This is a genomic window from Capnocytophaga genosp. AHN8471 (genome assembly GCF_016806945.1).
In the GTDB taxonomy this organism is placed as follows: Bacteria; Bacteroidota; Bacteroidia; order Flavobacteriales; family Flavobacteriaceae; genus Capnocytophaga; species Capnocytophaga periodontitidis.
Genome location: NZ_JAESPJ010000025.1, coordinates 1 through 12019, shown reverse-complemented (window position 1 = coordinate 12019; position 12019 = coordinate 1). Strand labels below are relative to the sequence as shown.

The following is a 12019-nucleotide window of genomic DNA, read 5'->3' as shown; positions in this document are numbered from 1 at the left end:
TTATTTATGCGTAAATTACACTTATTTTTATCGGTAACAATGCTTACTGTTACCGTGCAAGCCCAGAATGAGGCAAAGGAAAACACAGCCCTCAGTACTGAGAAAAAGGAACTTTTAGCTCAATCAGGAAAGGTAGTGCCGTATCCTTTGCAGGTAGCTTATGACCAAACAACTCATCTTATCTTTCCTGCTTCTATCCGCTATGTGGATTTAGGCAGTGAAAACTTAGTAGCTGACAAGGTGAAAGATGCCGAGAATGTACTAAGGGTAAAGGCAGCTAAAACAGACTTTACCGATAGCACCAACCTATCGGTCATCACTCAAGACGGAGGCTTTTATAGCTTTGAGGTAAGTTATCACACCACGCCACAGCCTCTTACCATTGATTTTGGCAGAGGAATGCCCCAAGGCAACAATGTGAAATCGGATATTCTCTTCTCCGATACAGGCTGGGAATCACCTGCGGTAGCACAAATTATTATGTCATCTATCTATCATCAGAAGAAGAATTACATCAAGCATATAGGTTCAGAGAATGCAGGTATACAGTGGCTACTAAAAGGCATCTATGTACACAATAGCAAACTCTATGTAGATGTGCAATTGTCCAATCGCTCTAACCTGCCTTTTGAAGTAGATTTTATCACTTTTAAAATCATTGATAAGAAGACCACCAAAAAGAGCATTGTACAAGAAGTGCCCGTTGATCCCTTGCGCGTATACCAACCTATATCGCTACTAAAGGCGCATAAAGAAGCCCGCTCGGTGTATATGTTAGACCAACTCACCCTCTCTGATGACAAGGTTTTGCGGGTAGAAATCTTTGAAAAGAACGGCTCTCGTTACCAATCGTTCCTTATCACCAACGAGGAGATTATAGCCGCTCGCCCTATTGAACAGTTTAACCTTAAATTTTAATGCCAATGGTAAGAATTATCACTTGTATTTGTCTGTGCTTTTTAGGAGGCTCCATTGCCCAGGCACAGCGATTGTTACCCAAGCAAAAAGGTATCTCGCTCTCTTGGGTTGCACCTGCAGAGGCTTTTACTTCCTCCTTTTCTGATGATTTTGGGGTACAGTTGGGCTATAGTATCAATACTAAAAGGGGTAACTACAAGCATTTTGCCCTTGAATATCAAAGGCGATTGTACCCTTACAAGAGTCTGAATATACCCGTTGAGAGGTATATAGGCGCAGGAGGGTATAGTTTTGCCTTAGTCAGTGACAGCAGTAAAACGGTAGCTTTGAACTTAGGAGCAGAAGCTCTTTTGGGCTATGAGGTAGTCAATCATAGCAAAAGCCTCCTTCCTGATGGAGCTTTGCTAAAGAATGAAAACCATTTTCTCTATGGTGCACAGGTAGGTTTGCAGATAGAGACTTACCTAAGTGATCATTTTTTAGTACTTTGCTCTGGCAAGGTAGCGGCTTTGTGGGGAAGTTCCTTTGAGCTACTGCATTCCTGTGCTACTGTAGGACTGCGTTATATGTTTTAACCTTTAAAAGACAATACAATGAAGAAAATAAATCAAAAAATTGTAATAGGACTTATTGCAATGCTATGTGTGAGCCTATTCACCTCTTGTAAAAAAGAGTTAGACGTACAACAAAACTTTCCTTTTGAGGTAAAGGTATTGCCTGTACCTAAAAGCATAGGTAAAACCGATACGGTAGAAATACGCTGTGAGTTGCGCTCTCCCTACCAGTACGATGAGAACCGCTATTTTATTCGTTACTTTCAGTATGAGGGAAAAGGTAGTTTGCGTACCTCTCCACAAGGAGAAGTCTTACTTGTTAATGATGTCTATCCTCTTGTCTCCAAAGAAGCGTTTAGGCTTTACTACACTTCTGCCTCAGAAGCTAACCAGTCTTTCTCCGTTTGGATAAGCGACTCCTTCGGCAATGAACAAAAACTTGATTTTGAGTTTAATGTGAAGAAAGAGTAAAAAGAAAAATCCCGTTAATTCGGGATTTTTTTTGTAGTTTTGCAGTCTTAAATAAAACAAAATAAGATGCAACCCTCAGTAAATAACATTGTAGAAATTTGTGTTCCTTTAATAATCATATTGTTAGGAACAGCATATCCTATAATTCTAAACAATATTTCTAATATAGGAGAAAAGTATCATTCAAAATACATTATAGCTTTATTTAAACAAGAGAGATTTTATAACCAAAGTTCTTTTCAATGGATATTGTACCTTTCTTTATTTCTTCTATTTCTCCTTATATTTAAATTTGAACCTTTATTTGGTTGGGATAATTGGTTTATTAATAATTCTGCAAACATATTAGTTTTTTTAGTAACTGCTTTATTACTATTTATCTTTTCCAAATGGATAAAAAAAATTTCTATATATAATAGCAATATAGATAACTTACTTGATTATATCATTAAAAGATATGAAAGTTCTAATGGAAAAACTAAAGAATATGCTTTTATGTCTATTAATGATATAGCTATATATGCTGTTAACACAAAAGACATTGATTTACAAAGTAAATTATTAAAGTTTTATTTTAACTATGTTATCAAGTATAGAAAGGAATATAACAATACTGATAAAGAATTAAACTATGATGAAGAGTTTTCGGGATTGATTCGTCGTATAATTGATGAGTGTGTCGAGAATAATTATAAAGACCTATTGCCTCTTAGGTATAGTGCTATTAATGGGGAACTATTAATACCTTATGATACTCAAGATATCAAAATATCAGAGAATACTTATAATAACCTATGGTATAATATCACATTAATTAGGAATAATACTTATTATATAAGTAAGTTTTGGGCATATTCTAATCAATATTTTTGGACGGGACTAAAAGAAATTGCACTAAATTTTGACAGGTCTAATGAAAAGGAATTTATAGAAAGAGAGGAAGAACGTAAAAGGTTCTTAGAATTTCATTATGCTGTAGGAGGTTTATTGCTCTATTCTAAGAACTATGAAGCATTGAAGTACATTTTTTCTTATTCTCAACAATCTACTCCTGATTATAAACTTTTGCCTTATAATATGAAGCAAATATTTGAATGGATAGAATTTTTCAGAAATGAATATAAACGAATCCCAATATTCATTATAGGTTTTACTAGATATCAGTTTCCAAATTTGGATAGTGCAGGAACAAATAGACAAGTTGTTTTTTGGATTTGTCGTTATTTATGTGTGTTGTTTATTAGGCAATATAAATTGCTAAAAACTCTATACTATTCTAATACTACAAATCAACCATATTTATATGATTTATCTTTAATGGAATTGTATAATTGGAAAGAATCAATTACTTATTTTAAGTTCTGTTTGAATAAGGTTTTAGAAGATAAAGAAGCCTTAGAACAACTTGAATTGTGGAATACCTATGAACTAAAATATTCAGAAATAGATAAATTTATAATTGAACTTGAACAATCTATTGACGAACGTATATCAGATAAAAAGAAAAGAGCTGAATTATCTCAAGAGAAAATAAAACAATTTTACGCATCATCGAAAAAAATCTTAGAGAATTGTTTGGAAGAGTATCTCCCAATTAATAATCCAGAAGATTTTGATACTGATTTTAAGGTTACTTTTTTAGGACAAAGAACATTATCTAATAAATCTTTTTTTGTAGATGATGATATCCCTTGTATGGGTTTTGATAGTAGTTTAGCTGATTTTATTTCAAGTTATTCTATTCCAAGAGATATTTCTAATAGTTTTTTAATTGCAAAAACTAATCGCTATCTATTAAACAATAATAATCTATTAGAAGGAATGGATAGAGTTATTCAGGACAAAGAAGATATTGTAATAATAGTGTTTAGTGGAGGATATGAAACTACTCAGAAAATAGAAAATAGTAAATATAAAGAGAATATCATTTATTTACCTGCAATAGATTTCAAAAACACTATTTTCATTTTAGAAAAATCTAATTTACCTAAAATAGAAAAATCAGATATTTCAGAGGAAGTCAAACAAGAACTACAAGTGAAAAAGATTAGTGACAAATGGAATATATATGGTACAGTAATAGATATCAATCTTCCAGAAAATGAAGCTATAAAAGAAAAATGGATTGATGATATAAACTATTATCAGAAAGAAAATAAATTACAAATCCTATTGGGATTACTTTTTGTGGGGCATATAAAATTTAAATCGGATAGAAAAATTATCCAAATAAATATTAATAATGAATTTGAAGAATTAGGAACTGAAAATAAATTATCTGATTTAGAACCCTTGTAAAAGCCAAAATCCTCCTTTCTCTTCCAAAACAAGCCTACTTCTAAAAGTGGGCTTGTTTTGTTTTACCTTTGCGCAAAATAATGCAAATGGAAGTAGTAGTTATAGAAAAATCTGTTTTTGAACAGATACAAAAAGATGTACAGCAACTCAACAATTCTCTGCAAGTGGTAATGGATACTTACAAAGGTATTTGGCAAAAAGAAAAGTGGTTGGATTCTCAGGAGGTTTGTCTGCTTTTGGGCATTAGTAAGCGTGCTCTGCAGTATTATAAAGACCAAAAACTCTTGCCTTTCTCGTGTATCCACCGCAAGAACTATTTTAAGCGTAGTGATGTAGAACAGCTTTTAACCTCTAACCTTCAAACTCGATGAACTTACTCACAGAAACACACCAGGAACTAGGCTCTTACCTAAGTCAGCTTGAAAACCTAAAAGAACAAATGGACTTTATCCTTAAAAACTTCCGTCCTGTATTTGACGGCGAAGTATTTTTATCAGGGAAGGAGGTCTGTGAGCTGCTACATATCACCAAAAGAACCCTACAGCAATACCGTGATGATGGGCTCTTTCCTTATATCCAAATTGGTGGTAAAATTCTCTTTAAACAAAGTGATATTCTAAAGATTTTGGAGGCTAACTATAAGAAATAGCTCCTCTTTTTATCTTTAATAGCTATCTTATAAGGCTTCTCTTTATCCTAAACTAACAAAAAATCTATCTGTAAGGTCTTTCTTTTGCTTCTTTTCTTTCTCAAAGAAAAGAAGGCTGGTAGCACCAGCAGGCAGTCAGTAGCACTGACAAGCAGTTATAAAAACACCTCTTAGAAATACTCTAAGAGGTGTTTTTATTAAGAATTAAACCAATAAGGGTTGTGTACGAAAGTCTTTGAGGTTGAGGAAAAAACCTCTGTAAGGAGTGAGTCCTTCTCTGAACAAGTTCCAAAGTAGGGTGCTTCCCATTTGTGAGAGAGTGGCGTTAATGAACAAATCTTGCTTGGTTAAGGCTTCAGCAAGGGAGCAACTTGGGGTATTGTCATTATGCTCGGATTGCGTTAATAGTTCTCCAAAGGCTTGGGTAATAGTAGGCAGGGTGTCTATAGGGATAAAGGTATCACTATGAGGTTGCTCAATGGCTTGTAAAGTACCTAAAATCACTTGCCCTGAATGAGTGCTGTTACCAAAATCTAACCAATACTTAGGGTTGTTGTGGTAGTGGTGAGCTCGTTCTAAATGAGTGAGTACTTCCCCAATGTTAAAGCGTGCCTTTGCGCTATCTACACACGAAAGGTAAATACTTCCTCTCATTGTTTCTTCTTCAGAGGAAAAGGTCTCAGTGCTAAATAGCTGTGTTTGCGCTCTCCAATCTGTACCAAAAAAGCGATTGATACGGCTTATTAGGGCAGTAGATTTATACATTCCTAACTCACAAGCCGAAAAAAGTTGTCTGCCGAGATTGGCAGGGCTTACAAAGTCATTGTCCCAAAGGGTTACCGATAACCCTGCGTGTCCTAAAGCAACCAAAGCGTGGTTGATACGTGCTAAAGCAGTGGCTACTTGCGAGCCTGTGCCTCCTGCTCCTATCAGATGTACTTTAATAGGATTGGTAGCGTTGAGCAAAGCAGTATCAGTAAAATGTACCCGCTCTTTGTGTGCTTGGACAGAGGTATTGAAAGGGTTGAGAATGTTTGTATTCTGTTTCATTGTTATAGGATTTGTTGTAAGGTGAGATGATTGGGATTGAGCAGTTCGCAAGGAAAAGGCTTATTACTTTGAGTGAGTTCCTGCCAAAGGGTTATTAAGGGTATTTTGGTTATAGGGTATGAGCCTAATTGATGAGAAAAATAGCTATTGAAAAAATAATCTTCCCATTGGGTGATAAAATCTTCTAAGCAAGAGGCTTTACGCTCATCTACCTGCACTGACCCCATACACACATTGCCATTTTCATAAACGTTAAAAAAAGGCGCATAGCATAGAGGTGTATTAAGGTGTGGCTTTTGGTTTTTCGGCAGAGCATATATCCAAAGGCTCTTGGGGGTAGCTTTCCACAACAGAGGAGGTAGATTTACTTCTTTGCTTTCTATAGCGAGGGAGGAGGCAAAAAATAACTGCTTTTTTTGTGCTTTAGAGTACCAAACAGCCTGCCCCTCACCTTTATGGGATAGATGGAGCACCCTGCGGGGGATAATACCTTTGGGTATTAGAAAGGCTTTTGCTTGCTCTTTTTGGCAGGTGAGCGTTTTGGCAAGTGCTTGCGCTTGGTCGAGGGTAAGCGGTTGTGCGCTTGTAGGGTTACCATTGCTATCAAGGTGTAAGTACTCTACATAACTCTGTGGGTTGTAGCGGTTACTGTCTTCGTAAAAAACAAGTGCCGATGTAGGGCGATATACTTCCCCTACTTCTGGGGAGAGGTCTGTATATTTCATTTTAAATGCGGTTTAAAAGGGTTATAAGTTTGGTTAAGAGAGGAAAGAAACGCTGTTCAAAATCAAAGTTAGCAAGGGGTGTTGTGCCGTTAAAATGTTTGTAAATGGTAGGGAGTTCTATCTCACTACATTGGGAGTATTCTCCATTGAGCCAATCTAAAAGATAGGTATGGAATAGGTCGCTTTGGTCTTCATAGACAAAAGATAGATATTTCTCTACCTCAAAAAGTTCCTCTTCACCTTGCCCATAGTCCTCTGCTCTGTGCAAATGGGTATAGATAGAGTGATTAGGAAAATCCTGCCACAAGGTATAAAAGGCTTGTGAAAGGGCAAGGCATTCGGCTTCTAAATCATTCTTAGGAATAAATCGGTCTATACGCCTTTGAAAAAAGTCTAAATGGCAAGGGTTTCGTATCTTTTTGGAAAGAATAGCACCTATTTGTTGTGCCTGCTTTAAAAGGTGCAGGAGGTGGTCTTTTTCTGCTATTTCTTCATAGTCTTGGCTAATACAATCCTGCAACATTTCATAGGCATAAGCCACAAAACAATCTTCTTGTACATAGTTCGCTATAAAAGCACGTTGGTTTAGGTAGGCATATACCGATAAAAATAGTTCATAAAGTGGTTTGTTTTTATGTACTTTCAGAAGTTTATAAAGCGGTTGCAGAGGAACAAAAAACACTTCGTTGGGCAAATAAAAACGTTCTTCGCAAGAGAAAAAAGCATTACCATTGCGGGCTTTCAATACTTTTAGTTCACAGAAAGTACCTTTGGTATCTCTCTTTTTGATTTGCTCTTGGCTGTAAGAAAGGGCTAAGGCAATCCCGCAAGAAAGGTCGTACTGCTCTATGGGAAAGGGAGTAAAGCCGTAATGGTCTGCCATTTGAGCAAGGGAACACTTGAGAGTGGTTTTTAGCTGTGCCTGCTCCTCTCCACTAAAAATGATGTGCTTGCTTGAATGATACACTTTAGGAGGAAAGGTCGTTTTTAGAAAACCATTGGCAAAAGAGTTTTCGGGGCTACTTGTTGCTGTTCTTGATGTATCTGTGAGCGGTCTTTGGGGCGTTGGACTGCTTTGGAAAACTCTCTTAACCTGCGGTAGAGTTCTCTCTGTGCTTCGCTTTGTATAGGTGCGAGGTTTTGTTGGGATTGCTGTGGCATACATTTTTAGTTTGTTTTTAGTTTTTGATAATGTTTGTAATTTTAGCTATAAGCCTTGTTTTAAGCTGTTTTACAAGGCTCATAGCTTTAGAATTAATAGAGATTTAGCCTTTCGTACCCATTGTGATTTGTAGGGGATAGACAACGCTGTCTCCCTCTACGTAAGGTGTGCCTGCTTTGGCATTGGTGAGCAGGGGGTAATGGGTGCTGTAAAAATTCTTGACTTGCTCTACTGACCACGATGGATTAGGGTCGGCAAGATGAATAGTTTGTCGGTTTTCTTCAAAGACAAACATTCTTTTCAGTTGGGTAGCTATGAGCATAACAATACTTTTTTTAGGGGTTAATACTTATTCTTCAAACAAGGTAGGGGCAAAGTGTGTGGATAGTTCTGACCTTTTTTTGCGGATTTTATCGGCATAGTTAGGGAACTCATCGGGAGGAGGTAGTTTTGACCACGCTTCTCGGTACTTGCCCTGCGCTTCTAAATCAGCTACTTTTTTCATAGCCTCATCGTATTTCTTTTGTTGTTTCTCGGCTTTTTCTTTTTCCATAGCTGATTGCCTTTGGGCTTGCTTTTGCGCCTCAATGTACTGCTCCATATTCACAAGCAGAGAGGAGGTTTCTTCTAAGGGTTGGGTGATGCTTTGAAAAAAGCCTGCGTCTAATTCTTCGGCAGTGCCTCTAAGTACTAAGGGAGGCAAAAGGTGCTTAGCAGGGTCTGAACAATGTTCATTCTCAAGCAATATTGATACAACAAGCTGGCTATTTGCTTCTTGAGTTATGACTAAGTGTAGTTTGCCTTGTATGGCTAACTGAGCAATTTGATTGAAAAAAAGGGTTTCCATTGGATACTTCGTTTTTAAATTGATACTTCTGTTATATTGATTTTTTGCATTAGGTAGTCGCTGTAATATCCGTCTTTGGTAAATAGATATTCATTTGTAATAAGGCTATTAGCAATAGCTTCGTCACCGATAAGTGTTTCATAACTATTTCGCAAACTACAAAATAGGTGGTGATTGATATTTTCTAAACTCTCTTGTAACCATTCCTTTAGAGTGTTTAAGGCTTCTTCTATACGTTTGTAGGTTTTATCGCCTAAAAAGAATTGGATTTCCAAATCTATATAATAACCTTGTTTAGGAATGTTAGTAAGTGCATAGTAGTCAATAGCACCAACTTCTATTAATTTGACAATTCTTTTAGGGATAGGGCAATTGTCAAACTCTAAGAGCAAGTTAGGGGCAATTTCTCTCCAACGCTTTTTAGAAATTCCATCTATCATTTTAGGAATATCTATGTAAGAGAAAAAACAGCTTCCATCACTTTGAGAATAAAAGCCATTAAAAAAGATTTGTTTAGGGTGTACATCAATACCGATATAGGTGCATAATGCTACAAAATCAATAAAATCACCCTCCCACCAATCTACATTATCTACATTGATGTATCTAAAGTGTTCTACGGCTTTTCTTTGAGAGGTTATAGATAACTCACTATAGGGGAATACATTTATGTTAAGTGTCTTCATTACTTCGTTTTTAAATTAATACTTCTGTTTTTATATCCTTATCTTTTAAGGGACTTTTTTAATAGTGTTTTCAGTGCGATAACTCACTGTGTAGCCGTTTGCCTTTACGATAGCTTCTAAGGCTTGTCGGGCTTTGAGGGTTGCCTCTCGGTCTTGGTCGCTAAGGTTTATAAAGTGCAGTGGCTCAAAAGTTCGGATGATTATCCCTATATAGGACAGGGCTTGGGTGTCGGTTGCTAAGGGTTGTTTGAGTGGTTTCATTGGGATACTCTTTTTTAGGTTAAACTACTTCTTGGGGTTCTATCTCAAACTCAATGCTTCTTTTGCTACATTGGGTTTGGTCGTACCATTGCAAGTTGGTTAGGTCGTCTTGGGTAAAGGGTAGCTTGTACCGCTTGCAATAGGCTTTTATCACTTCGATTGCTTTGTACTTGCTTGTGCATACTTGCATAAGGACACGGCTACTCATATAGTGCCAGCTGTCGGTTTTATAGACTAAGTAAACGCTTTCCATAGGCTGTTAGGTTTTATTAAGGGTTTAGTTTTGGGCTTCTTTGAGTTGCTTTAGTTTAATATATAAGTTCTGCCAATAGGCTTTTAGCCTCTTGTCTAACGCCTTGTGGGTGTTGTTGGTATGCTTATAGCCTCTAAAGCTATCGGCTTGCGCTAAGGCTTTATCAAGGTCGGTTACCTCTATAGGTGCACCATTGAGGTCTGTTATTATCATTTTTCAAAGGTTTTAAAAAGTTCATCAAAACGGATGTCGTCCGTCCAATACTCATCGGAGGAGTATTTTCCATAGGCTTTTATATAGAAATCATCGTATCGAGTAAATACGCTTCGGTAAATATCTAAACGGCTTTCAGGCGTATTGAAAGAGGCTAATTCCTCCTCAGTGAGTTCCACAAAAGCCCAAGTACGTTCTTCCAAAAAGGATAAATCGGGCTGTTCCTCATCGCTGAGGGTATAAAAGTCGGTTCTTGTTTCATAGAAACTAAGGTTCACAAAATCGGGGTTGCTCTTTAGGGTAGCCACTTGTTGGGCTACTTTTTTCACTTTCTCAAACCATTGCTCGGTAAGGGTGATAAGGGCAAAGTCGCAACTATCCCATTCGCTATTGGTATAGGCACACACCAATAGGTGTGTTGTAGGTGTTTTGCTGATATTCATTTTCTGTTCAATTTTAAAGGGTTATACATTTAAAAAGGCAAATCGTCCTCGTCTTCCTCTGCTACTTGCCCTGCTGTAACTTGGGGCTTTGGCAAAGGTGTTATGGCATTTGCGTTATTTGTCTCACTTGCAGAGGTATTAGGTGTTACTTCTGCTTTCTTGCTAAAGTGGAATTTGATTTTGGAGGTGTGAAAGTTCAAGCCTGCTTGAGGTTCTCCCTCACGATTGAGCCACGCTCGTGCCGATACTCGTCCTTCCAATTCAACCAATGTACCTTTGGTAAGGTACGGAGCAACTCCCGTACTGAGCCAATAAGCACAGTCAAAAAAGGAGGTCTGTTGTACGTTTTCACCTGCTTTGTTTCGGTAGTTGTCGTTCACTGCTACAGAGAAATTAACGACTTGTTTGCCATTTGATAGGGTTTGCACTTGTGCATTTTCGGTAAGTCTTCCTACGATATTCATAAGCGTTCTATTTGTTATTAGGTTACTAAATTTCTACTATTTGGTCTATGCGCCCATAAAGATAGGCACGGAGGCTGGTGCGGTCGATAGCATAGTATTCATACCAAGTATTATACTGCTTTACAATGAACTTTTTTAGTACATCGGAAAAATCAAATCGGTAGCCCAATAAGGGGATAGCATTCCTAAAAAAGCAGTTACTATTGACCGCTTGGGTAATCCAATTTTTCTCTGTTCGGGTGAGTTTCTCACCGCTATTGAGCTTTACACGGAGCTGATAGACTTGGCAGTCTTTCAGATGTTCTAAGGGGCTTATTTCGTGAGAAACGAATTTAGTTGCGATACAGGGTTCTTTTTTCATCTTGTTGCATTTTAGGAGTTTTATGCAGCTTTACGGCTTGTTTGGACACGATACGCACGATTTTCGACTTTTGGGTTGTCTTTTTGAAATTTTTTATTCGACAATGGGAGGAAAAGCGGTATTCGTTTCAAAAAACAATCTGTAAGAAGCGGCATTTTTCTCATATTTGACATTTTTTTTATTCGCTTAAAGGTCGGAATGAGCTGGTTTCGTTTCGAGTGCCATAAAAGGTCTGTGTTTAGCTTCTGCAAGGTTTTTCAAAAAAATACTACCCGCAGGACAACGGACAAGGGCTGGAGATTTTTTTGAAAACCCATCGGGCTTGACCTTGCAAGAAGCGTTAAGAACACAGAAATACCTTTGCACTCGAACAACGAACCGCCATTACGTGCCTTAAGTGTTTAAAACAGGGAAAATAGGTAAGTCTTAATGACGTATTTCTATTTGTGACAAACGAATACCCTTTTCCTTATTTGTTGAAGTCTTTTTTTCTTCTAATGGCTTTCTGTAAGGCAACAAAAAAATCCATTGACACATCTCTTTTTGAAATGTTATCAATGGATTTTAATTCTAAGAAGGAATTTTTTAGTTATCCTATCTTTAAGTTTTTTAATCGTTCGGCAGCAATTTCCATATCCTTGCTGATTTTCTCATTGGTGATTTT

General features: G+C 37.1%; 19 protein-coding genes. 6 read left to right on the top strand and 13 right to left on the bottom strand.

Annotated elements, in window-relative coordinates:
* Positions 1-6 precede the first annotated feature (6 nt).
* The 6 genes from traN to JMN12_RS10190 all read left to right on the top strand — a co-directional run bounded on the left by traN (position 7) and on the right by JMN12_RS10190 (position 4890).
* Positions 7-918, top strand: a complete 912-nt coding sequence (traN, locus tag JMN12_RS10215; RefSeq protein ID WP_009744753.1) for a conjugative transposon protein TraN — start codon at positions 7-9, stop codon at positions 916-918.
* A 5-nt stretch (positions 919-923) separates the two neighbouring features.
* Positions 924-1493: a conjugal transfer protein TraO gene (locus tag JMN12_RS10210; protein WP_238423881.1), complete on the top strand. Its 570-nt coding sequence runs from the start codon at positions 924-926 to the stop codon at positions 1491-1493.
* Between the two features lie 18 nt (positions 1494-1511).
* Positions 1512-1943, top strand: a complete 432-nt coding sequence (locus JMN12_RS10205; protein WP_203138992.1) for a TraQ conjugal transfer family protein — start codon at positions 1512-1514, stop codon at positions 1941-1943.
* A 66-nt stretch (positions 1944-2009) separates the two neighbouring features.
* Positions 2010-4241: a hypothetical protein gene (locus JMN12_RS10200; protein ID WP_203138990.1), complete on the top strand. Its 2232-nt coding sequence runs from the start codon at positions 2010-2012 to the stop codon at positions 4239-4241.
* A gap of 86 nt (positions 4242-4327) precedes the next feature.
* A complete protein-coding gene (locus tag JMN12_RS10195; protein WP_016419923.1) occupies positions 4328-4612 on the top strand; it encodes a helix-turn-helix domain-containing protein in 285 nt (94 codons plus the stop codon).
* Positions 4609-4890 carry a helix-turn-helix domain-containing protein gene (locus JMN12_RS10190; RefSeq protein ID WP_203138988.1) on the top strand — a complete coding sequence of 94 codons (282 nt, stop codon included), beginning with the start codon at positions 4609-4611 and terminating at the stop codon, positions 4888-4890. Before JMN12_RS10195 ends, JMN12_RS10190 begins: the two co-directional genes overlap by 4 nt.
* A 204-nt stretch (positions 4891-5094) precedes the next feature.
* Here JMN12_RS10190 and JMN12_RS10185 read toward each other — a convergent pair whose 3' ends face one another.
* The 13 genes from JMN12_RS10185 to JMN12_RS10130 all read right to left on the bottom strand — a co-directional run bounded on the left by JMN12_RS10185 (position 5095) and on the right by JMN12_RS10130 (position 11355).
* Positions 5095-5940 carry a PRTRC system ThiF family protein gene (locus tag JMN12_RS10185; RefSeq protein ID WP_203138986.1) on the bottom strand — a complete coding sequence of 282 codons (846 nt, stop codon included), beginning with the start codon at positions 5938-5940 and terminating at the stop codon, positions 5095-5097.
* Positions 5941-5942: 2 nt separating this feature from the next.
* Entirely contained in the window at positions 5943-6665 is a 723-nt protein-coding gene (locus JMN12_RS10180) for a PRTRC system protein B (RefSeq protein ID WP_203138984.1), read from the bottom strand.
* Position 6666: 1 nt separating this feature from the next.
* Complete coding sequence (locus JMN12_RS10175) at positions 6667-7548, bottom strand: hypothetical protein (protein WP_238423880.1); 882 nt, start codon at positions 7546-7548, stop codon at positions 6667-6669.
* A gap of 104 nt (positions 7549-7652) precedes the next feature.
* Positions 7653-7826 carry a hypothetical protein gene (locus tag JMN12_RS15295; protein WP_238423879.1) on the bottom strand — a complete coding sequence of 58 codons (174 nt, stop codon included), beginning with the start codon at positions 7824-7826 and terminating at the stop codon, positions 7653-7655.
* Between the two features lie 104 nt (positions 7827-7930).
* Positions 7931-8149, bottom strand: coding sequence for a PRTRC system protein C (locus JMN12_RS10170; RefSeq protein WP_009744763.1), 219 nt, complete (start codon positions 8147-8149; stop codon positions 7931-7933).
* Positions 8150-8176: 27 nt separating this feature from the next.
* Positions 8177-8674: a PRTRC system protein E gene (locus tag JMN12_RS10165; protein ID WP_203138981.1), complete on the bottom strand. Its 498-nt coding sequence runs from the start codon at positions 8672-8674 to the stop codon at positions 8177-8179.
* A 14-nt stretch (positions 8675-8688) separates the two neighbouring features.
* Positions 8689-9360, bottom strand: a complete 672-nt coding sequence (locus tag JMN12_RS10160; protein WP_095900560.1) for a hypothetical protein — start codon at positions 9358-9360, stop codon at positions 8689-8691.
* A gap of 45 nt (positions 9361-9405) precedes the next feature.
* Complete coding sequence (locus JMN12_RS10155) at positions 9406-9621, bottom strand: hypothetical protein (RefSeq protein ID WP_203138980.1); 216 nt, start codon at positions 9619-9621, stop codon at positions 9406-9408.
* 19 nt (positions 9622-9640) lie between these two features.
* Positions 9641-9874 carry a hypothetical protein gene (locus JMN12_RS10150; RefSeq protein ID WP_009389118.1) on the bottom strand — a complete coding sequence of 78 codons (234 nt, stop codon included), beginning with the start codon at positions 9872-9874 and terminating at the stop codon, positions 9641-9643.
* A gap of 24 nt (positions 9875-9898) precedes the next feature.
* Entirely contained in the window at positions 9899-10087 is a 189-nt protein-coding gene (locus JMN12_RS10145) for a hypothetical protein (RefSeq protein WP_203138979.1), read from the bottom strand.
* The gene (locus JMN12_RS10140; protein WP_203138978.1) at positions 10084-10530 is read right to left on the bottom strand and encodes a hypothetical protein; all 447 of its coding nucleotides are present in this window, start codon (positions 10528-10530) and stop codon (positions 10084-10086) included. The genes JMN12_RS10145 and JMN12_RS10140 overlap by 4 nt, the downstream gene beginning before the upstream one ends.
* 29 nt (positions 10531-10559) lie before the next feature.
* Complete coding sequence (locus tag JMN12_RS10135; protein ID WP_009413225.1) at positions 10560-10994, bottom strand: single-stranded DNA-binding protein; 435 nt, start codon at positions 10992-10994, stop codon at positions 10560-10562.
* A 25-nt stretch (positions 10995-11019) separates the two neighbouring features.
* Complete coding sequence (locus JMN12_RS10130) at positions 11020-11355, bottom strand: hypothetical protein (protein WP_009389122.1); 336 nt, start codon at positions 11353-11355, stop codon at positions 11020-11022.
* Positions 11356-12019 lie beyond the last annotated feature (664 nt).